Genomic DNA, 21,761 nt, shown 5'->3' on the forward strand with positions numbered 1-21,761 from the left:
GCAACGGTAGCGTGGAACGAACGTAGCAGGGGGCGTACCGGCCCGTATCCGCTGCCGACCGAGAAAGAGGCGCCCATCACCGTGGCAGATCAGACCGGCCCCACCGTCTCCGACATCGGCGAGTTTCCCGCCATCGCCCGTGCGATCGCGGGACGACGGCAACCCCGCACGACCCTGGTAGGACCGGGGCACGACTCTGCGGTCGTCGCCGCGGCCGACGGGAGAATCGCGGTATCCACCGACATGCTGGTCGAGGGCCGGCACTTTCGCTTCGACTGGTCGAGCCCGCACGAGGTCGGACGCAAAGCCGTCGCGCAGAACGGTGCCGATGTCGCCGCGATCGGGGCCCGGCCGGTCGCGTTCGTCGTGGGACTCGGCTGCCCGCCGGAGACGCCCGCCGCCGTGCTCGACGAGATCTCCGCAGGCATCGGTGAAGCAGCCGAAGCGCTCGGAGCAGGAGTTGTCGGCGGCGATCTCGTCCAGGCGCGCGAGGTGATCGTGTCGGTCACGGTCCTCGGTGACCTGGAGGGTCGTGCGCCGTTGCTGCGCTCGGGTGCCCGCCCCGGGGACGTCGTGGCTCTCGCCGGGAATGTGGGGCGGTCGGCAGCAGGTCTCGCCGTGCTCGTCGCCGGCCTCGACGGTTATCGGGATCTCGTCGACGCGCACCGCGTGCCCTCACCCCCGTACGACGCCGGCCCCGCCGCCGCCGATGCCGGTGCCCGCGCCGGAACCGACATCTCCGACGGTCTCGTCGCCGACCTCGGGCACATCGCCACCGCGTCGGACGTTGCGATCGATGTGGATCGCGCCGCGATCACACCCGACGAGCGTCTCGTCGCCGCCGGGGCGGAGTTGGGCGCGGACCCGTGGGAATGGGTGCTCGCAGGCGGCGAGGATCACGCGCTGGCAGCGTGCTTCCCGCCGGGCGTGATGCTGCCCAGCGGGTGGCGGCGCATCGGAACCGTGCGGCAGGGGCGCGGGGTGACCGTCGACGGCAGGCCTCCGGCCGGTCCCGGAGGGTGGCACAGCTTTTCGCCCGGTACCTCGAGATAGGTTGGGCGACATGGCTCTCTATGCACTCGGTGATCGCGTTCCCGATATCCACCCCGATGCCTGGATTCATCCCGATGCGGTCGTGATCGGAAACGTCACACTCGGTGCCCGCGCGTCGGTATGGCCCACGGCGGTCCTGCGCGCGGACTACGGGACGATCACCATCGGTGAGGAAACCAACATCCAGGACGGAACGATCGTCCACTGCACCGCGATCGAGCCCACCGTCATCGGCGCGCGGTGTGTGGTGGGGCACAACGTGCACATCGAGGGCGCGACGATCGGCGACGGCGCTCTCATCGGATCCGGATCGCTCGTCCTCAACGGATCGACCATCGGCGCCGGCGCCCAGGTTGCCGCCGGAGCGCTGATCCCGCCGCGATTCGAGTTGCCGGCCCGCCGGATGGCGATGGGCGTGCCCGCAAAGGTTCGCGACGGAGTCGAGGTCCCGGAAGGCCACTTCGACGCGAACGCGAAGATGTATGCGGCCAACGCCGAGTACTACCGCACCGCACTGCGTCGCCTCGACTGACCGGGCCACCATCGTGTCGGGGGAAACCAGTGCACGACCCGCGACAACAAGCACGAATCAGGAGCAGGAGAACGTGACAGAGCAGGCCGCCCGAGTGAGCAAGCCGTTGTCCGAGATCATCGAGCCCGGCTGGGCGCAGGCGCTCGCTCCGGTCGCCGACGACATCGCCTCGATGGGACAGTTCCTGCGGGCGGAACTGGCAGCGGGGCGTTCCTACCTTCCGGCCGGGGCCGATGTCTTGCGGGCATTCGCGCAACCCTTCGACGAGGTGCGGGTGCTCATCGTCGGACAGGATCCGTATCCGACTCCGGGACATGCTGTGGGGCTGAGCTTTTCGGTGGATCCGGCGGTACGGCCCATTCCCCGCAGCCTGACCAATATCTATCGCGAGTACACCGAGGATCTCGGATTGCCGCTGCCCCCGAACGGTGATCTCTCACCGTGGACCGAACGCGGCGTGCTGCTGCTCAACCGGGTTCTCACCGTAGCTCCGGGACAGGCCGCCTCACATCGGGGCAAGGGCTGGGAGAAAGTCACCGAGCAAGCGATCCGCGCGCTGGTTGCCCGTCGGGCACCGCTCGTCGCCATCCTGTGGGGTCGCGACGCCGGGACTCTCGTACCGATGCTCGGTGATGTGCCCACGGTGCAGTCGGCGCATCCGTCGCCGTTGTCGGCGTCGCGCGGATTCTTCGGGTCGCGGCCCTTCAGCCGGGCGAACGCGCTGCTCGTCGAACAGGGCGCGGAGCCGGTGGACTGGCGACTGGCCTGACCACCGGCACCGCACCGCACGTCGTCAGGAGCGAGCGCGCACAGCAGACCAGTCGGGGCGGCGCTTCTCGACGAACGAGTCGACGCCTTCGATGCCCGTGGGTGTGGTCGCGGCTGCCGAGATGGCAGCGGCTTCGGCGTCGAGATGATCGGAGAGCGACCGGGAATCGGACTCGGCGACGAGTTTCCGGATGGACGCGTACGACTGGGTCGGACCGTGAGCGAGGGTCCGGGCGATACGCAGCGCCTCGCTCCCGATCTCGTCGTCGGCCACCAACCTGCTGAGCAGTCCGAGCCGGACGCCTTCGTCGGCGTTGATCACCGCGTCGGTCATGATGATCTCCCGCGCGCGTGCAGGACCGACGATCCGGGGCAAGGTCCACGACATGCCGCCGTCGGGGGAAAATCCGATCGACGGGTAGGCGGCACGCATCTTGGTGCCGGGACCGGCGAGCGCGATGTCGGCATGCAGAACGATGCTCATGCCGGCGCCGGCGGCCCAGCCGTGCACAGCCGCGACGACCGGAACGCCGATCGCGTCGATCTCCCGGATGAAATCGTGGAACAGGTTCGCGATGTCGAACAGATGCGCGCCCCGGTCCTCGGCACCCGCGAAGCCGCGGACGTTGCCGCCCGCGCAGAAATTGCTGCCCTCGCCGACGAGCAGGACCGCACCGATCTCGGGACCGGCGGCCCGGAGTGCCGCGGTGCCCTGTTCCATCCCCGCGGGGGACAGGGAAGTGCCGTGCTCGGCGGTGGCCACGGCGATCTGCAGCACGCCGTCCTCGATCTGCACGAGGGACTTATTGTTTTCGCTCATTCCGGCACACTATCCGGCACCCGACGCGAACGACGGACGCCCCCCCCGCGGTCACCGCGGGGGGCCCGGGCCGATTGCGCGGGGGGGGGGTGGCTCTGCAGCTCGACCTAGGTCAGCGCGTAACCTTGCCTGCCTTCAGGCAGGAGGTGCACACGTTGATCTTGCGGGTGTTGCCCGGGGCAACCTGAGCGCGGACGCTCTGGATGTTCGGGTTCCAGCGACGATTGGTACGCCGGTGCGAGTGCGAGACCGACTTCCCGAAGCCGGGGCCCTTGGCGCATACGTCGCAGACGGCAGCCATGTCGCGAACTCCTTGTGTGTCTAGTGGATAATGCATCTTCTCTGGTCTTGCTTCGCGTCCTACAAACACGGGGAACAGGGTCACCCGTGCGAGGCAACCCAATCAGCTTAGCGAACTCCACGGCGGATGACCAAACCGGACGTATGCACGACCCCCGGCTACTCTTTCGGGCAGAGGATGAACAGCGACGTAGAGGGGTGTGAGCTGGTGCTCGAGGTCGGGGACACGGTCGGCGGGCGCGCGCTGCGGCGATGGGCCGAGATCGCGCTCGAAGCCCTCGAAGAGCGCCGCCACGAGATCAACACCCTCAACGTCTTCCCTGTTCCGGACGGCGATACCGGCACCAACCTCGTGCTCACTCTCCAGTCCGCCGTCGAGAACATCGGTGGCCCCGTCGACGGTGCGCTCACCGCGTGGGACGTGTCGGAGCGCCTGGCACGCGGCGCGTTTCTCGGCGCCCGGGGGAACTCGGGAGTCATCGTCGCCCAGGCCTTGCGAGGAGTCGCCGACGCCATGTCCGGGCACACCACCGTCGACGGCCGCGGACTCGCGGACGCACTGGCGCGGGCGTCGACACTGGTGATGAAAGCGCTGAGCACGCCCGCCGAAGGCACCATCGTCAGTGTCCTCGACGCCGCGGCGGACGGTGCGGAACGTGCGGCCCGTGACCCCGGTGCCACGGTCTGCGACGTCACGGTGGCCGCCGCCGACGCTGCAGCGGACGCCCTGCAGCGAACCCCTGCGCAACTCGACGTACTGGCCGAAGCGGGAGTCGTCGATGCCGGCGGCCTCGGACTCGTGATACTCCTCGACTGCCTGGTCGAAGTCACCACCGGGCAACGGCCCCGCCGTCGCATCCAGGTCACCGGACCACCCGTCCCGGCGGCGGCGAGTTCCGCGTCCGAACCCTCCCGTGCACCGCGGACCGAGACGCAGCAGGACTACGAAGTGATGTACGTCGTCGAGCGCGCCGAGATCGAGGACATCGACGTCCTCCGGGTCCGGCTCGACGCGCTGGGCGACTCGGTGGCGGTCGTCGGGGACGGCGCCGGGTCCTGGTCGGTCCATGTGCACTGCTGCGATCCCGGCGCTGCGGTGGAAGCCGGACTCGCCGCCGGTTCCCTGATCCGCATCGACATCACGTGCTTCGCGCTGGACGCCGCGACAGGCGACGCGTGCTCGGCGCAGCCCGGTATTCCCGCCACGGTGGTGCCGCTCACGGCAGTCGGTACCGCGCCGCGGGCTGTACTCGCTGTGGTGGCAGGCCACGGCACGAGGGAGTTGTTCGAATCCGAAGGTGCCGCCGTGTTGCACGCGGACACGGACTTCGGTCCGCACCTCCTCCTCGAGGCGATTCGCGCCCTGCCCAGCGGTGACGTGCTGGTCCTGCCGAACGGTTCACTGTCGGCGCAGGACGTCGTCGCCGTGGGTGTGCAGGCTCGGTCCGAGAACCGGAACGTGATGTTCCTGCCGAGTTCGTCGATGGTGCAGGGGCTGGCGGCGCTGGCCGTCCACGATCCCGGCCGCGCGACGGTCGACGACGCGTTCGCGATGTCCGAAGCCGCGGCCGCCGTCCGGTGGGGTTCGTTGCGCATAGCAGAGGAACGGGCTCTGACCTGGGTGGGAACGTGCGAGCCGGGCGACAGCCTCGGCTTGTCGGGACATGATGTCGTAGTCATCGAGCATGATCTGGTGGCAGCGGGAGTGTCTCTGCTCGACAAGATCCTCGCCGCGGGCGGAGAGCTCGTGACGATGCTGGTCGGCTCCGACGCTCCCGACGGACTTGCCGAGCAGCTGACCGAGCACCTCGATCGCCGTCATCCCGCGCTGGAGGTTGTGGTGTACCGGGGCGGCCAGTGCAGCGACCTGCTGCAGCTCGGCGTCGAGTAGTCGGTGCGCCGCGAGGGCCACCACACGGAATGCGGAAGGGACGGCAGTGGCGACACTCGCGGACCGGCTCGATCATCTCCTCGGGCACAAGACGGCGGATGCCCTGTCCGACGCGTTCGGGATGACCACCGTCGAGGACCTGCTGCGGCACTACCCGCACCGTTACGCGACGCAAGGAGCGGAACTCGGCGAGAGCCGCCCCGTCGAAGGCCAGCACATCACGATCATCGCGCGTGTCGAATCCGCCCAGGAAGTGCCGATGAAATCGCGCGCGGGCAAGCGACTCGCGGTCCGGCTGCGATCCGACCGGCACACCATCGACGTCACGTTCTTCAACCCGCACAAGGTCAAGCACAACATCAAACCGGGCGTCCGGGCGATGTTCTCCGGCACCGTCAAGTACTTCCGCGACAAGTGGAGCCTGACCCACCCCAGCTACGTGGTTCTGCCCGAACCTCGCACCGCCGACGACCTCGTCTCCGCAGCCCCCGCGCGCGTCCGAGGTGCGGGTGCGCTCGCCGGCCTCGCACGTACCGCGCAGGACGCGGCGGGTGTCGACATGTCGGTGTTCGACCGCGCGTTGATCCCGATGTACCCCGCGACCCGCGACGTCGAGTCGTGGACGGTGATGCGCTGTGTGCGCCAAGTCCTCGACCAGCTCGATCCCGTGGAAGACCCGCTGCCCGACTGGGTGCTGGCCGACCGGGGTTTCATCGGCCTCGACGAGGCGCTGCGCTCGGTCCATCTCCCCGACACCAAGGAGGAGGTGGACCGCGCCCGCGACCGGCTCAAGTTCGACGAAGCCACGGCCGTGCAGCTCGTGCTGGCGCAACGGCGCCACGACGTGGAGGTGCGCTCGGCACCGGCGTGCGCGCGCCGCGACGGGGGACTGGCCGAGGAGTTCGATCGGCGTCTGCCCTTCGAGCTGACCGCGGGCCAGCTCGCCGTCGCCGAAGAGATCTCCGCCGACGTGTCGCGTCCGCACCCGATGAACCGGTTGCTACAGGGCGAGGTGGGTTCCGGTAAGACGATCGTGGCGTTGCGGGCGATGCTGCAGGTGATCGACGCGGGACACCAGTGTGCGCTGCTCGCACCCACCGAGGTGCTCGCGGCGCAGCACGCCCGGTCATTGACCGCGATGCTCGGCGATCTGGCGTCGGCCGGAGAACTCGGAGCTCATGAACTCGCGACCCGCGTGACTCTGCTCACCGGCTCGATGAGTACGGCCCGGAAGCGGAAGGCGCTCAACGAGGCGGTCACCGGCGACGCCGGGATCGTCATCGGCACGCACGCGCTGATCCAGGACGGTGTGAACTTCTTCGACCTGGGACTGGTCGTCGTCGACGAGCAACACCGCTTCGGTGTCGAACAGCGTGATTCGCTGCGTTCCCGCGGCCGCGACGGCGCGTCCCCGCACGTGCTCGTGATGACCGCGACACCGATCCCGCGCACCATCGCGATGACGGTGCTCGGCGACCTCGAGGTCTCCACCCTCCGGGAACTGCCGCGTGGTCGTTCGCCGATCGTGAGCCGGGTGGTGCCGGCGAAAGTGCATCCGACGTGGGTCGACCGCGCCTGGGAACGCATCCGGGAGGAGGTCGCGGAGGGCAGGCAGGCCTATGTGGTGTGCTCGAGGATCGGCGACGGAGATACCGACGAGGACCTTCCCGTCGACCCGGGCGAGCAGGGCGCCGCGCCGGCCGGAAAGTCGCGCGCACGCGCGTCCGGTGCGCAGGAGCCCCCCGAGACGACCTCCGTGCTCGAACTTCACGAGATGCTCGCCTCCGGCCCTCTCCGCGATCTGAACGTCGGGCTCCTCCACGGCCGGTTGCCCGCCGACGACAAGGACGCGGTCATGCGCGAGTTCAACGACGGTGCCGTCGACGTGCTCGTCTGCACCACCGTCGTCGCGGGGGGGGGGGGGGGGGCCGCGGCCCCCCCGCCGCCGGGGGGGGGCGCCGCCCCCCCCCCCCGATTCGGTGTGAGCCAGTTGCACCAGTTGCGCGGGCGCGTCGGCCGAGGTGGTCACCAGGGCTTGTGCCTGCTGGTGACCGACACGAAGCCGGGATCCCCGACGATGACCCGCCTCCAGGCGGTCGCGGGAACGACCGACGGGTTCGAACTCGCGCAACTCGACCTGCAGTTGCGCCGCGAGGGCGATGTTCTGGGCAAGGCGCAGTCGGGCACGGTGACCACGCTGCGTCTGCTTTCGCTCGTCGACGACGGGGACGTCATCGAAGCCGCCCGGGCGTTCGCGCGGACCGTCACCGATCAGGACCCGGGACTACGGGAGCACCCGGGTCTGGCGAGCATGGTGACGGCCGCGCTCGACACCGAGAGCATCGAGTATCTGGACAAGTCCTGAGCCGCGATCCCGGTGTTACGTTTCGCGCACCGTCTCCGGGAGCGGGCCGAGAGGTTACGGCGAGAGGGCTGAGGGGATTGCCGGCGTGTTACCTCTGAGACGTCTGAATTGTTCCAGTCGTCACAGGTAGCCACACTTTCCCAGGATATGGAACCGGGGCAGCGAATCGATTGTTACGTCGCGGTACCGTCGTCCAATGTTCTCCAAAGTGCTTGTCGCCAACCGTGGCGAGATCGCGATCCGGGCGTTCCGTGCCGCCTACGAACTGGGCGCCGGAACTGTCGCGGTGTTCCCGTACGAAGACCGCAACTCGCTCCACCGCCTGAAAGCGGACGAGGCGTACCAGATCGGTGAGGAAGGCCATCCCGTCCGGACGTACCTGTCCGTGGACCGGATCGTCGACGCCGCCGTGTCCGCCGGGGCCGACGCGATCTATCCCGGTTACGGCTTCCTCTCGGAGAACCCCGAACTGGCAGCGGCATGCGCGAACGCCGGCATCACCTTCGTCGGCCCGCCCGCCGAGATCCTCGAGCTGACCGGAAACAAGGCGCGCGCGATCGCAGCGGCGAAAGCCGCCGGTCTGCCGGTGCTGGCGTCGTCGGAACCCTCCGCCGACGTCGACGCTCTGGTGGCCGCGTCCGAGAACATGCATTTCCCGATCTTCGTCAAGGCCGTCGCCGGCGGTGGCGGACGAGGCATGCGCCGCGTCGCCGAGCCCGATCAGTTGCGGGAGTCCATCGAAGCCGCGTCGCGTGAAGCCGACGCCGCCTTCGGCGATCCGACCGTGTTCCTCGAGCAGGCCGTGGTCAACCCCCGGCACATCGAGGTGCAGATCCTCGCCGACAACTACGGCAACGTCATCCATCTCTACGAGCGCGACTGCTCGCTTCAGCGCCGCCACCAGAAGGTGATCGAGTTGGCGCCCGCGCCGAACCTCGACCCCGCACTCCGCGATCGCATCTGCGCGGACGCGGTCGCGTTCGCACGGGAGATCGGTTACCAGTGCGCAGGCACGGTCGAATTCCTCGTCGACGAGCGCGGCAACCACGTGTTCATCGAGATGAACCCGCGCATCCAGGTCGAGCACACGGTCACCGAGGAGATCACCGACGTCGACCTCGTCCAGGCACAGCTGCGCATCGCAGCCGGCGAATCGCTCGAGGATCTGGGGTTGAGCCAGGACAAGATCACCATCCGCGGTGCCGCGCTGCAGTGCCGCATCACGACGGAGGATCCCGCCAACGGGTTCCGGCCCGATACCGGACGCATCACCGGCTACCGGACCCCCGGGGGCGCCGGGTTCCGCCGCCGCGGGGGCCCCCCCAACACCCCGCCCCTCCCGGCCGGCCGCGGCGCCGCGGACTTCCGGGCCGGGCGCGTCAACACCTCGTTCATCGAGCAGCGCCCGCAGCTTCTGACGCTGCGCTCGTCGGCGGACCGCGGAACGAAAATCCTCACCTACCTGGCCGACGTCACGGTCAACAAACCGCACGGTGAGCGGCCGACCACGGTCTACCCGCACGACAAGCTGCCGGACATCGATCTGAGCACCCCGCCGCCGGCAGGCTCGCGGCAACGGCTTCTCGAACTCGGCCCCGAGGGGTTCGCACGCGCCCTGCGCGAGCAGAAGGCGGTCGGCGTCACCGACACCACCTTCCGCGATGCGCACCAGTCGCTGCTCGCGACGCGGGTCCGCAGCAAGGACCTGCTCACCGTCGCCGGGCACGTCGCCCGGATGACGCCCGAACTGCTCTCGATCGAGGCCTGGGGCGGCGCGACCTACGACGTGGCACTGCGCTTCCTGCACGAGGATCCGTGGGAACGGCTCGCCGCACTGCGCGAAGCGATCCCGAACATCAATCTCCAGATGCTCCTGCGGGGCCGCAACACCGTCGGCTACACCCCGTACCCCGAGGCCGTGACCCGTGCCTTCGTGCAGGAAGCCGCGGCCACGGGCATCGACATCTTCCGCATCTTCGACGCACTCAACAATGTCGATCAGATGCGCCCCGCGATCGACGCGGTCCGGGAGACCGGCACGACGATCGCCGAGGTCGCCCTGTCGTACACCGGTGATCTGTCGAACCCGAACGAGACGATCTACACCCTCGACTACTACCTGAAGCTGGCCGAGCAGATCGTCGAGGCCGGCGCGCATGTGCTCGCCATCAAGGACATGGCCGGACTTCTGCGCGCACCCGCCGCGGCCACTCTCGTGTCGGCATTGCGCAAGAATTTCGACCTCCCGGTGCACGTGCACACCCACGACACCCCCGGTGGCCAGCTGGCGACCTACCTCGCGGTGTGGCACGCGGGCGCCGACGCGGTCGACGGTGCGTCGGCGGCGTTGGCCGGAACGACGAGCCAGCCGGCGTTGTCGGCGATCGTGGCCGCAGCGGCGAACAGCGAGTTCGACACAGGCCTGGATCTGCAGGCCGTGTGCGACCTCGAGCCGTACTGGGAGGCGCTGCGCAAGGTCTACAAGCCGTTCGAGTCGGGCCTTCCGGCTCCGACCGGTCGCGTCTACACCCACGAGATTCCGGGTGGTCAGCTGTCGAACCTGCGTCAGCAGGCCATCGCACTGGGTCTCGGCGACCGCTTCGAAGACGTCGAGGCGGCGTACGCCGGAGCCGACCGCCTGCTCGGGCGGCTCATCAAGGTCACACCGTCGTCGAAGGTGGTCGGCGACCTCGCGCTGCACCTCGTCGGTGCGGGCGTGTCGGTCGACGAGTTCGCGGCGGACCCGGGCAAGTTCGACATCCCGGATTCGGTGATCGGATTCCTGCGCGGCGACCTGGGCACGCCGGCGGGCGGATGGCCCGAGCCGTTCCGCAGCAAGGCGCTGGCGGGCCGTGCCGACGCGAAGCCGGAAAAGCAGCTGACCGCGGACGAAGAAAAAGGCCTGGTCGCGTCGTCGTCCGAACGCCGGCGCACGCTCAACCGGCTGCTGTTTCCCGGCCCCGCCAAGGACTTCGAGAACCACCGCGAGCAGTACGGGGACACCACAGAGCTGTCCGCCAACCAGTTCTTCTACGGGCTCCGGCAGAGTGACGAACACCGGGTGCGCCTGGACAAGGGCGTCGAACTGCTCATCGGACTCGAGGCGATCTCGGACGCCGACGAGCGCGGTTTCCGCACGGTGATGTGCATTCTCAACGGGCAGTTGCGCCCGGTGGCGGTGCGTGACCGCTCCGTCGCGTCCGAGGTGCCCGCGGCGGAGAAGGCCGACCGGAACCACCCCGGCCACGTCGCGGCGCCGTTCGCCGGAATGGTGACCCTGGTGGTCTCCGAAGGCCAGACCGTCTCGGCCGGCGACACCGTCGCGACCATCGAGGCGATGAAGATGGAAGCGGCGATCACCGCTCCTCGCGGAGGCCGCGTCGCGCGGGTCGCGATCGGTCCCGTGCAGCAGGTCGAAGGCGGCGACCTGCTCGTGGAGGTGTCCACCGCGGACAGCGCCGAGTGACACGCATCGTTGCCGGGACGGCCGGGGGGGGGGGCCGGGGGGGGCCGCCCCGCGGGACCCGGCCTACCTCGGAGCGGGTGCGCGAGGCGCTCTTCAGTTCGCTCGAAGCACGAATGGACCTCGACGGTGCCGCGGTCCTGGACCTGTTTGCCGGGTCGGGCGCACTCGGCCTCGAAGCACTGTCGAGGGGCGCTGCTCATGCCCTGCTCGTCGAATCGGATGCGAAAGCGGCCGCGGTGATCCGGGAGAACATCGCGACCGTGCGGGTGCCGGGAGCCGTCTTGCGTACGGCACCGGTGGCGGCGGTGCTCGCCGCTCCTGCCGATCGGGTGTACGACCTCGTGCTCGCCGATCCGCCCTACGCCGTGGACGAGCAGCAGATCGCGGCGATACTGGACGCGCTCCTTGCCGGCGGCTGGGTAGGGGAGGACTCCGTCGTGGTGCTCGAGCGGTCGTCACGATCACCGGAAACGGTGTGGCCGGACGCATTCGAGCCGGGACGTACACGTAGATATGGGGAGAGCAGGATCGAAATCGCTACCTGCTACGGTGCTGGGTCATGAGCCGTGCGGTCTGCCCAGGATCCTTCGACCCGGTGACCAACGGGCACCTCGACGTCATCGGACGGACTTCCCTCCAGTTCGACGAGGTCGTGGTGACGGTGGTGATCAACCCGAACAAGCAGGGGATGTTCACCGTTCCGGAGCGACTCGACATGCTCGCCGAAGCGACATCGCATCTGGGGAACGTGACTGTCGATTCGTGGCAGGGCCTTCTCGTCGACTACGCGAAGGCGAACGACATCTCCGCGATCGTCAAAGGTCTGCGCGGCGCCAACGACTTCGACTACGAGTTGCAGATGGCCCAGATGAACCACAAGCTCACCGGTGTCGACACCCTGTTCGTGGCGACCAATCCTGCTTTCGGTTACCTCTCCAGTTCCTTGGTCAAGGAGGTCGCGACGTACGGGGGAGACGTGCACGACATGCTGCCGGCGGCCGTCCATGAACGGCTGCTCGCCCGCATTGCCGAACGGGCCGCTGTCCGCAACGGCGGCCGCTGAGCGAGACTTTTCACACTCTCTCCGGTTTCTCGCGGTTTCTCGACACACCGGCGCGGGGAACACCTGCTGGGGCCGCGCTGCGGCAGACTGGATGCGGCACGGTCGCAGCGGCCGGGTGAAGCGAGTGATTGGGGTAGAACGTGTACCGGGTATTCGAGGCACTCGACGAACTGGTCGCGATCGTCGAAGAGGCGCGCAGCGTCCCGATGACCGCGAGCTGTGTGGTTCCCCGCGGTGACGTACTCGAGCTTCTCGACGACGTCCGCGACGCACTGCCGCCCGAACTCGACGATGCACAGGACGTCCTCGACCATCGCGACAAGCTGATCGACGACGCGCGTGCGCAAGCCGACAAGACCGTCGGAGACGCCGACGAGGAGGCCCGCGCGCTCCGCGAGACCGCGCGCGCCGACGCCGACCGGATGCTCGCGGACGCGAAGGCCCAGGCCGATCGCATGGTCGGGGAGGCGCGTGCGCACGCCGACGAACTGGTGCAGGACGCGCGGGTCGAAGCGGACGATCTCATCACCGACGGCAAGCAGCAGTACGAACTTCTCACCGGCAGGGCACGCGCCGACGCCGAACGTCTGGCCGAGGCCGGGCAGGCCTCGTACGAGCGGTCGGTGGCCGACGGTGAGGCGGAGAAGGCACGCCTGGTGTCGCAGACCGAAGTGGTGCAGGCCGCGCACGCGGAGTCGGCCCGGGTCATCGACTCCGCCCACGCCGAGTCGGACCGGTTGCGCACCGAATGCGACGAATACATCGACAGCAAGCTCGCGGAGTTCGAGGAACTCCTCGGAGGCACGCTGCGGTCGGTAGGCCGCGGACGTCAGCAGTTGCGTACCTCCGGCGTTCCCGACTACGCGGAAGCCGATCATCGCGCTGTACGCCGGCGCTGACCGACGCAGCGAGCCGGAGTATCCGACGGTTTCCTGCCGGGGGTGTGATCGCGTATTATAGAACGGTTGCCCAATCACTTGGCAGTGCCGTCTATCCGAAAGTGAGTTTTCGTGTCCTCCCGCCATACCAACGCGTCTCGTCGCGATCGAGAGGGCGGTCTGGTTCTGGATACGCTCTCCCTGGGCAGGCGCCCAGGCTCCATGCGTACGGTAGAGCGCGTCGTTCCGTCTCCCTCTCGGATCGGGCTCGATCTGATCGCGATCGAGCCAGGAACCGATATCGCACTCGATCTTCGGATGGAGGCGGTGTCCGAAGGTGTTCTGGTCACGGGTACAGTTCGATCCGAGGCTGTCGGTGAGTGCTCGCGTTGTCTCGAGCAGTTCACCGAACCTGTCGATCTGTTTCTCACCGAGTTGTTCGCCTACCCGAACAGCGTCACGGATCAGACTTCCGCCGAAGATGAGGTCTACCGGGTCGAAGACGACCTGATCGACCTCGAACCCGTCCTCGTCGATGCCGTGGGCCTGGAGCTTCCGCTCCAGCCGCTGTGCAGCGACGACTGTGCGGGCTTGTGTCCCGAATGCGGCATTCGCCTGGCGATTGCGGAATCCGGGCACGGGCATGAGATAATGGATCCTCGCTGGGCTGGGTTGGCAGCCAAGTTCGGTGCAGGCTCCGAAAAATCCAGCAGTGAAATCGTCAGCATGAACAACGAGGAGAAGTAGACGTGGCCGTCCCCAAGCGCAGAATGTCGCGTTCCAATACCCGGTCGCGGCGCAGCCAGTGGAACACCACTGCGCCGACGCTCGTTACCTGCCCGAACCGTGGCTGCGGCGAGAAGAAGCTGCCCCACGTGGCGTGCCCGTCGTGCGGTACGTACAACGGCCGTCAGGTGACCGCGCCCGTCTAGTAACGGTATTCACGTGACGAGCAAGTCGACCAATACACCACCCGTGGGCGACGAGGAGCAGTACACACCTCTCCTCGTCGCCCTCGGCGTGACTTTGGAACCCGAATTATTGATCCTGGCGTTGACGCACCGCTCGTACGCGTACGAGAACGGCGGTCTTCCCACCAACGAACGTCTCGAGTTTCTCGGCGACGCGGTCCTCGGACTCGCCGTCACGGAAAAGCTCTATCTGACCCACCCGGACAAGTCCGAGGGTGAGCTCGCGAAGATCCGTGCGAGCGTCGTCAACATGCACGCTCTCGCGGAGGTCGCGCGCAAGCTCGGCCCCGGTGGACTCGGCGCACACCTGCTTCTCGGTAAGGGTGAAGAACTCACAGGAGGCAAGGACAAGGCCAGCATTCTCGCCGACGGCATGGAATCCCTGCTCGGCGCCGTGCATCTGCAGCACGGCATCGACGTGGCCCGCGAGGTGGTACTGCGTCTGTTCAGTGATCTCCTCGAGCGCGGCCCGCGCCTGGGCGCCGGTCTCGACTGGAAGACGAGCCTGCAGGAACTCACTGCGGAGCGAGGCCTCGGTGTTCCGGTGTACGAGATCACCGCGACCGGTCCCGATCACGACAAGGAATTCACCGCCACCGCGATCATCGGCGGTACTCCACTCGGTGTCGGCATAGGCCGGACCAAGAAGGAAGCAGAACAGAAGGCGGCAGCCACGGCGTGGCAGGCGCTCTCCGATCAGTCCGCCGGCGAGACCGCAGAGACGGACGCTTCTTCCGAGGACGCCTGAGCACGTGCCCGAACTCCCCGAGGTGGAAGTGGTCCGTCGGGGTCTCGAGGCGCACATCCTCGGCGCGACCATCGAGTCCGTTCAGGTTCTGCACCCACGCGCGGTGCGCCGGCACGAACCGGGACCGCGTGATCTCGCGCTGCAACTGACCGGGCAGCACATCACCGCAGCGGAGCGGCGCGGCAAGTACATGTGGCTCGTGCTCGAGCCCGGCGACATCGCACTCGTCGTACACCTCGGAATGAGCGGTCAGATGCTCGTGCAACCCCCGACGGTGCCCCAGGAGAAGCATTTACGCATCCGGGCTGTCCTCGACAACGGGGCAGAACTGCGCTTCGTCGACCAGCGGACGTTCGGGGGATGGGCGCTCGCGCCGCTCCTCGACGTCGACGGAGCACGCCTCCCGCTGCCGGTCGCGCACATCGCGCGCGACCCCATGGATCCGCGGTTCGACCCTGATGCGGTCGTAAAGGTGTTGCGCGGCAAGCACACCGAGATCAAACGAGCACTCCTCGATCAAACGGTGGTGTCCGGCATCGGGAACATCTACGCCGACGAAGCGCTGTGGCGCGCCAAGATCCACGGCAACCGCCTCACCGACAGCCTGTCCGGACCGAAACTGAAATCGGTCCTCGAGGCAGCGCGAGAGGTGATGGGGGAGGCGCTCGACCAGGGCGGCACCTCGTTCGATGCGCTGTACGTCAACGTGAACGGTGAATCGGGTTACTTCGAGCGGTCGCTCAACGTGTACGGCCAGGAGAACCTGCCGTGCAGGCGGTGCGGGGCTCCCATCCGGCGTGAGAAGTTCATGAACCGCTCCTCGTACAGTTGCCCCAAGTGCCAGCCGCGGCCGCGCGCCGGGCGGTGAGCGGATCCGAGGTCCTGCGTGCGGCCCGTGTCGGCCGCGCATGGCAGGATTCTCCGTATGGCTGACCCGACTCCTGATACCGCGCCCACCGAGTTGTGGGTGGAGCGCACCGGCACCCGTCGCTACACCGGCCGCAGCTCACGCGGCGCCGAAGTGGCCATCGGTTCCGAAGGCGTCGAAGGGGTGTTCACCCCCGGAGAACTGCTCAAGATCGCACTCGCCGCATGCTCGGGAATGAGCTCGGACTTTCCGCTCTCCCGCAGGCTCGGCGACGATTACGACGCCACCATCCGCGTCGCGGGTGCCGCCGATCGTGAGAACGAGGTCTACCCGCACCTGGCCGAGAACCTCGAGGTCGACATGTCCGAACTCGACGCCGACGCGCAGCAACGCCTCATCGCACTCGTCGAGCGTTCCATCGCCAAGGTGTGCACGGTGGGACGGACTCTCGAGCGCGGCACCCAGGTGACGCTGACCATCACCCCGGACGCGTAGGGACATCGTGGCCGAGACACCGCAGCGCCTGACCGCGTGGGTGCACGGACGCGTGCAAGGCGTCGGATTCCGCTGGTGGACGCGGGCGCGCGCACTCGAACTCGGTCTGGTCGGTCACGCCACCAACCACCCCGACGGGCGGGTCCTCGTCATCGCCGAGGGTCCGCTCGCCGACCTGGAACGGCTCCTCGACCTGCTCCGCTCGCCGGGGACGCCGGGCGAGGTCCGGCTCGTCGTCGAGAGCTGGGAACCTGCGCGGGGCGGGCTGACCGGGTTCGTCGAGCGCTGAGTCGCCGGTAAGGTTCTCTCCCATGCACTTGAAGAGTCTGACGCTGAAGGGCTTCAAGTCTTTCGCGTCGTCGACGACTCTGCGCTTCGAGCCCGGTATCACCTGCGTCGTCGGACCGAACGGCTCCGGCAAATCCAACGTCGTCGATGCCCTCACCTGGGTCATGGGGGAGCAGGGCGCCAAAGCGCTGCGCGGCGGCAAGATGCAGGACGTCATCTTCGCGGGCACCGCGGGCAGGCAGGCACTCGGCCGCGCCGAAGTGACCCTCACGATCGACAACGCCGACGGCGCACTGCCCATCGAATACTCCGAAGTCTCCATCACCCGGCGCATGTTCCGCGACGGCGCCGGCGAATACGAGATCAACGGCAGTTCGTGCCGGCTCATGGACGTGCAGGAACTGCTCTCCGACTCCGGCATCGGCCGTGAGATGCACGTCATCGTCGGCCAGGGACGCCTCGCCGCGATCCTCGAGTCGCGCCCGGAAGATCGCCGCGCCTTCATCGAAGAGGCTGCCGGGGTTCTCAAACACCGCCGCCGCAAGGAAAAGGCCGTCCGCAAGCTCGATTCGATGCAGGCCAACCTCGCCCGGCTCACCGACCTCACCGCGGAACTGCGCCGCCAGCTCAAGCCGCTGGGCCGGCAGGCGGAGGTCGCGCGCCGTGCACAGAGCATCCAGGCCGATCTGCGCGACGCGCGGCTGCGGCTCGCCGCCGACGACCTCGTCACCCGCCGCGCCGAACTCGCCGGTCAGGACGAGGAGGAACGCACCATCCGGGAGCGCCTCGACCACATCCTGTCCGCGCTCGACGACGCCAACATCGAACTCGCCCACTTCGAGCAGTCGCTCGCCCAGCTCACCCCGGGCGCCGAGGCCGCGTCGCAGGCCTGGTTCCGGCTGTCGGCGCTCGCCGAACGGGTGTCGGCGACAGTGCGGGTCGCGCAGGAGCGCGCCCGCCACCTTCATAGCGAACCCGAGGACCGCTCAGGGCAGGACCCCGACGAGATGGAGGCCCGCGCCGACCGGATCGCCGCCGAGGAAGCCGAACTCGTCGAAGCCGTCGAGATCGCGCACGGAACGCTCGAGGCCGCGCGGGAACAACTCGCCGCTCAGGAAGAACTCGCAGTTGCCGCCGAACGGGCACACATGGCGGCGGTGCGTGCCATCGCCGACCGACGCGAGGGGCTCGCACGCCTCGCCGGGCAGGTCGACACGTTCCGCACCCGGGCGGACTCCGTCGACTCGGAGATCGCGCGCCTGACCGTCGCGATCGAAGAAGCACGCCTGCGCGGCGTCGAGGCCCAGGCTGAGTTCGAAACCGCGCAACGCAGCATCGCCGACCTCGACGCCGGGGAGATCGACGCGGACGCGCAACACGAACGGGCAGTCGCTGCGCAGCGCCTCGCCGACGCGCGGGTCACCGAACTGCAGGAAGCCGAACGTGCGGCCGGCAAGGAGGTCGCCTCGCTCGAGGCCCGCATCGACGCACTGTCGATGGGACTCGAACGTAAGGACGGCGCTGCCTGGTTGCTCGGCAACGACACCGGAGGAGCACTGCTCGGATCCCTCGCCGAGCGCTTGCGGGTGACACCCGGGTACGAGGCCACGGTCGCGGCCGCGCTCGGACCCGCCGCCGATGCCCTCGCGGTGGCGTCGGTGCGGTCCGCAAACGACGCGGTGGCCGCCCTCGCGGCAGCCGACCAAGGGCGGGTCGCGTTCGTCGCCGCCGACGCGTCCGGCCCCGGCGACGCGGGCGATCCACCGAGCGGCGCGCGCTGGGTCCGGGACGTCGTCGACTGCCCCCCGGACCTACGTGGAGCGCTCGACGCACTGCTTGCCCGCACCGTCGTCGTCGACGATCTCGACGCGGCGGCACACGTGTGTGCCCAGCGCCCCGACCTGCGCGCGGTGACCCGTGGGGGAGATCTCGCCGGTTCCGGCTGGGTGATCGGCGGATCGGATCGTGCACCGAGCACCCTCGAGATCCAGGCCGCGATCGATACGTCGCGCGACGGTCTCGACCGCGCGGTCCGGCGGTCCGAAGAACTCGCGGCGGCGCTCGCCGGCGCGCTCACCGAACAGAAGGATCGCGCCGAGCACGTCGAGCAGACCCTCGCCGCTCTCAACGAGTCGGATGCCGCGATGTCGGCGGTGTACGAGCAGCTGGGGCGGCTCGGGCAGGTGGCGCGAAACGCCCACGCCGAATCGGAACGGCTCGCCGCTCAGCGTTCGGCGGCAGAGAAGGAACGCGACACCGCGCGGGAGAAGCTCGTCGAACTCGAAGAGCGGCTGCGGCTCGCAGAAGACGAACAGTCCGGCACCGGAGACGGCAGCGGCACCGACTCGACCGCGGCCGAGCGTGAGATGACCGCTGCGGCCCTCGCCGAAGTGCGCGCAGTCGAGGTCGAAGCCAGGCTCGCGGCCCGTACGGCCGAGGAACGCGCGGAATCCCTTCGCGGAAAAGCTGATTCTCTTCGTCGCGCCGCCCAGGCCGAACGGGAGGCCCGCGCCCGCGCAGAGCGTGCCCGCCGCAGCCGGCGACAGGCCGCTGCGGTCGCCGCGGCGGTCGCGGAAGCAGGAGGCCGGGTCTCTGCGCATCTCGAGACGGTGGTCGCAGAGGCACTCGCCCACCGCGAGGAACTCACGCGCCTGCGCACCGAATGCACCGAGAAACTGGAACACGCGCGTGCACTCGTGCGGGAACTCACCACGCAGCGCGACCAGCTCACCGACTCCGTTCACCGCGACGAGGTGGCCCGTGCTCAGGCGGCGCTGCGAATCGAGCAGCTCGAGCAGACGATTCTCGAGCAGTACGGCATCGCGCTCGACGATCTGGTCTCGGAATACGGACCCGATGTGCCGCTGCCTCCGAGCGACGTCGAGATCGCGGAGTACGAGCAAGCTCGTGAGCGGGGGGAGCAGGTGGTCGCGCCTCAACCCATGCCCTACGACCGGACGACCCAGGAGCGGCGAGCCAAGCGCGCCGAGAAGGATCTCACCACGCTGGGCAAGGTCAATCCCCTCGCACTCGAAGAGTTCGCAGCCCTCGAAGAGCGGTACAACTTCCTGGCCACTCAGCTCGAGGACGTCAAGAACGCCCGCAAGGACCTCCTGGCCGTCGTCGACGAAGTGGACGCCCGCATCCTCCAGATCTTCACCGAGGCGTGGGTCGACGTCGAACGCGAGTTCGAGCAGGTGTTCGCGAAGCTGTTTCCCGGCGGTGAAGGTCGGCTGGTGCTCACCGAGCCCGGCAACATGCTCACCACAGGCATCGAGGTCGAGGCCCGGCCCCCGGGCAAGAAGGTCAAGCGGTTGTCGTTGCTGTCCGGTGGCGAGAAGTCGCTGACCGCAGTGGCGATGCTCGTCGCGATCTTCCGGGCCCGGCCGTCCCCGTTCTACGTCATGGACGAGGTCGAGGCCGCACTGGACGACACCAATCTCCGGCGGTTGATCGGACTGTTCGAGCAGTTGCGGGAAAAATCCCAGCTCATCGTGATCACGCACCAGAAGGCCACGATGGAAGTGGCCGACGCGCTCTACGGGGTCAGCATGCGCGGCGACGGCATCACCCGTGTCATCTCCCAGCGCATGCGCGGCCAGAACGTCCCGACACCCGTCCCCGGGCCGGAGGAAGAGGCGCAAGCCTGACAGTATGGGGGCGTGAGTACCGGAGCTTGGATAATCATCGCGGCCGCCCTGGCGGTTGTTCTCGTTGCGCTCGTCGTCGGTCTGACGCTGTACCGGCGCCGACAGGTGTCGCTCCAGGTGAAGGACACGCCTGAGCTCGACGCCGCCGACACCAAGGACCGCTCCGGCGGTTACACGGCGCAGAGCGGGTTCAGTTTCACCCAGGGGCCCACCGCCACGGCGCCGCCGCAGCCTGTCGAGCGGCCGGTGCCCGACAAGGCGCCCGCACCGCCCACGGTGCCGTTGCCGGAGGAGGTCACGGAGGCTCCGGCGCCGCCGACCACGCCGACCCCGCCGAAAACCGGTCCGGCCGAGCCCGCAGCAGCTCCCGAGACCGCTCCCGCACCTGAGACCGCTCCCGAGACCGCTCCCGAGACCGCTCCTGCACCCGAGACGGCGCCGGAGACCGTCGAACCCGAGGCAGTTCCCGAGACCACGGAGCCCGTCGAGCCCGTCGTCGTGACGCAGCCGACGACCGAGACGACCGTCGAGACGGAATTGGCGCCGGCACCGGTCGAGCCTGCCGCACCGGCCGCGCCCGACCTGGACGAGATCGACCCCACAGCCGGCCGGCTCGTGCGCCTGCGCGGGCGCCTCGCCCGCTCGCAGTCCGCGGTCGGCAAGAGCCTGCTCGGGCTGCTCGGCGGCGGCGACCTCGACGAGGACTCGTGGGAGGAGATCGAGGACACGCTGCTCGTCGCAGACCTCGGTGCCGCGACCACGACCAAGATCGTCGATCGTCTGCGTGAGCAGATCGCACTGAACACGGTCCGTACCGAGGCGGAGGCGCGCGCCCTGCTGCGCAGCGTCCTCGTCGACGAGTTGCGACCCGAACTCGACCGTTCGATCCGCGCATTGCCGCACAAGGACCATCCGGCCGTGCTGCTCGTGGTGGGCGTCAACGGCACCGGAAAGACGACCACCACCGGCAAGCTCGCCCGCGTGCTCGTCGCCGACGGCCGCCGGGTGCTCCTCGGCGCCGCAGACACCTTCCGTGCCGCTGCGGCAGATCAGTTGCAGACCTGGGCGGAACGCGTGGGCGCCGAAGTGGTGCGCGGCAAGGATTCCGCCGACCCGGCCGCCGTCGCATTCGATGCGGTGGCGAAGGGGATCGAGAACGGTGTCGACGCGGTCCTGATCGACACCGCGGGGCGCCTGCACACCAAGATCGGCCTGATGGACGAACTCGGCAAGGTCAAGCGCGTCGTGGAGAAGAAGGCCGCGGTCGACGAGGTACTGCTCGTGCTCGACGCGACCATCGGCCAGAACGGTCTCATGCAGGCCCGGGTGTTCGCCGACGTCGTCGACATCACCGGTGTCGTCCTCACCAAGCTCGACGGCACCGCCAAGGGTGGCATCGTGTTCCAGGTTCAGCACGAGCTCGGTGTGCCGGTCAAGCTCGTCGGTCTCGGAGAGGGCGCGGACGACCTCGCGCCGTTCGAGCCGGAGGCATTCGTGGACGCTCTGCTCGGCTGACGGTCCCGCTGCGACACGCTCGATGTGGCCGCTTCCCTCGACGGAGGGGAGCGGCCACTCGCATGTCGGGCCTCGCATGAATCGGGCGAA

At 68.6% G+C, this 21,761-nt stretch carries 19 protein-coding genes; 17 read left to right on the top strand and 2 right to left on the bottom strand.

The window, feature by feature from the left end; all coding sequences use genetic code 11:
• Positions 1 to 81: 81 nt before the first annotated feature.
• The 3 genes from TVH25_RS06240 to TVH25_RS06250 all read left to right on the top strand — a co-directional run bounded on the left by TVH25_RS06240 (position 82) and on the right by TVH25_RS06250 (position 2,354).
• Complete coding sequence (locus tag TVH25_RS06240) at positions 82 to 1,053, top strand: thiamine-phosphate kinase (RefSeq protein ID WP_296550968.1); 972 nt, start codon at positions 82 to 84, stop codon at positions 1,051 to 1,053.
• A 10-nt stretch (positions 1,054 to 1,063) separates the two neighbouring features.
• Positions 1,064 to 1,585, top strand: coding sequence for a gamma carbonic anhydrase family protein (locus TVH25_RS06245; RefSeq protein ID WP_378527917.1), 522 nt, complete (start codon positions 1,064 to 1,066; stop codon positions 1,583 to 1,585).
• A gap of 73 nt (positions 1,586 to 1,658) precedes the next feature.
• A complete protein-coding gene (locus TVH25_RS06250; RefSeq protein ID WP_346765086.1) occupies positions 1,659 to 2,354 on the top strand; it encodes a uracil-DNA glycosylase in 696 nt (231 codons plus the stop codon).
• A gap of 24 nt (positions 2,355 to 2,378) precedes the next feature.
• Here the strand turns inward: TVH25_RS06250 and TVH25_RS06255 are convergent, their stop codons facing one another.
• Entirely contained in the window at positions 2,379 to 3,173 is a 795-nt protein-coding gene (locus TVH25_RS06255) for an enoyl-CoA hydratase/isomerase family protein (RefSeq protein ID WP_169620517.1), read from the bottom strand.
• A 112-nt stretch (positions 3,174 to 3,285) separates the two neighbouring features.
• Positions 3,286 to 3,474: a 50S ribosomal protein L28 gene (gene rpmB / locus TVH25_RS06260; protein WP_072698660.1), complete on the bottom strand. Its 189-nt coding sequence runs from the start codon at positions 3,472 to 3,474 to the stop codon at positions 3,286 to 3,288.
• A gap of 177 nt (positions 3,475 to 3,651) precedes the next feature.
• Here rpmB and TVH25_RS06265 point away from each other — a divergent pair, with 177 nt between their 5' ends.
• The 14 genes from TVH25_RS06265 to ftsY all read left to right on the top strand — a co-directional run bounded on the left by TVH25_RS06265 (position 3,652) and on the right by ftsY (position 21,671).
• Positions 3,652 to 5,364, top strand: coding sequence for a DAK2 domain-containing protein (locus tag TVH25_RS06265; protein WP_296550949.1), 1,713 nt, complete (start codon positions 3,652 to 3,654; stop codon positions 5,362 to 5,364).
• Between the two features lie 46 nt (positions 5,365 to 5,410).
• Positions 5,411 to 7,729 carry an ATP-dependent DNA helicase RecG gene (recG, locus tag TVH25_RS06270; RefSeq protein ID WP_422423606.1) on the top strand — a complete coding sequence of 773 codons (2,319 nt, stop codon included), beginning with the start codon at positions 5,411 to 5,413 and terminating at the stop codon, positions 7,727 to 7,729.
• Positions 7,730 to 7,925: 196 nt separating this feature from the next.
• A complete protein-coding gene (locus TVH25_RS06275; RefSeq protein ID WP_422423607.1) occupies positions 7,926 to 11,195 on the top strand; it encodes a pyruvate carboxylase in 3,270 nt (1,089 codons plus the stop codon).
• Positions 11,192 to 11,758, top strand: a complete 567-nt coding sequence (gene rsmD, locus TVH25_RS06280) for a 16S rRNA (guanine(966)-N(2))-methyltransferase RsmD (protein WP_422423608.1) — start codon at positions 11,192 to 11,194, stop codon at positions 11,756 to 11,758. The genes TVH25_RS06275 and rsmD overlap by 4 nt, the downstream gene beginning before the upstream one ends.
• Entirely contained in the window at positions 11,755 to 12,258 is a 504-nt protein-coding gene (gene coaD, locus TVH25_RS06285; RefSeq protein WP_422423609.1) for a pantetheine-phosphate adenylyltransferase, read from the top strand. The genes rsmD and coaD overlap by 4 nt, the downstream gene beginning before the upstream one ends.
• A gap of 140 nt (positions 12,259 to 12,398) precedes the next feature.
• Positions 12,399 to 13,157: a DivIVA domain-containing protein gene (locus TVH25_RS06290; RefSeq protein WP_422423610.1), complete on the top strand. Its 759-nt coding sequence runs from the start codon at positions 12,399 to 12,401 to the stop codon at positions 13,155 to 13,157.
• A gap of 201 nt (positions 13,158 to 13,358) precedes the next feature.
• A complete protein-coding gene (locus TVH25_RS06295) occupies positions 13,359 to 13,883 on the top strand; it encodes a YceD family protein (protein WP_240952119.1) in 525 nt (174 codons plus the stop codon).
• A 2-nt stretch (positions 13,884 to 13,885) separates the two neighbouring features.
• Positions 13,886 to 14,068 carry a 50S ribosomal protein L32 gene (gene rpmF / locus TVH25_RS06300; RefSeq protein WP_006551208.1) on the top strand — a complete coding sequence of 61 codons (183 nt, stop codon included), beginning with the start codon at positions 13,886 to 13,888 and terminating at the stop codon, positions 14,066 to 14,068.
• A 13-nt stretch (positions 14,069 to 14,081) separates the two neighbouring features.
• The gene (gene rnc / locus TVH25_RS06305; RefSeq protein WP_169620525.1) at positions 14,082 to 14,855 is read left to right on the top strand and encodes a ribonuclease III; all 774 of its coding nucleotides are present in this window, start codon (positions 14,082 to 14,084) and stop codon (positions 14,853 to 14,855) included.
• Positions 14,856 to 14,859: 4 nt separating this feature from the next.
• The gene (mutM, locus tag TVH25_RS06310) at positions 14,860 to 15,723 is read left to right on the top strand and encodes a bifunctional DNA-formamidopyrimidine glycosylase/DNA-(apurinic or apyrimidinic site) lyase (protein ID WP_296550952.1); all 864 of its coding nucleotides are present in this window, start codon (positions 14,860 to 14,862) and stop codon (positions 15,721 to 15,723) included.
• Positions 15,724 to 15,780: 57 nt separating this feature from the next.
• Entirely contained in the window at positions 15,781 to 16,218 is a 438-nt protein-coding gene (locus tag TVH25_RS06315) for an OsmC family protein (protein WP_169620527.1), read from the top strand.
• 7 nt (positions 16,219 to 16,225) lie between these two features.
• Positions 16,226 to 16,507, top strand: a complete 282-nt coding sequence (locus TVH25_RS06320) for an acylphosphatase (RefSeq protein ID WP_296550953.1) — start codon at positions 16,226 to 16,228, stop codon at positions 16,505 to 16,507.
• Positions 16,508 to 16,529: 22 nt separating this feature from the next.
• Positions 16,530 to 20,156, top strand: coding sequence for a chromosome segregation protein SMC (gene smc / locus TVH25_RS06325; protein WP_422423612.1), 3,627 nt, complete (start codon positions 16,530 to 16,532; stop codon positions 20,154 to 20,156).
• Between the two features lie 12 nt (positions 20,157 to 20,168).
• Entirely contained in the window at positions 20,169 to 21,671 is a 1,503-nt protein-coding gene (ftsY, locus tag TVH25_RS06330; RefSeq protein WP_378527885.1) for a signal recognition particle-docking protein FtsY, read from the top strand.
• The last annotated feature ends 90 nt before the right edge of the window (positions 21,672 to 21,761 follow it).

Source organism: Rhodococcus sp. 7Tela_A2 (genome assembly GCF_049311045.1).
Classification (GTDB): Bacteria; Actinomycetota; Actinomycetes; order Mycobacteriales; family Mycobacteriaceae; genus Rhodococcus.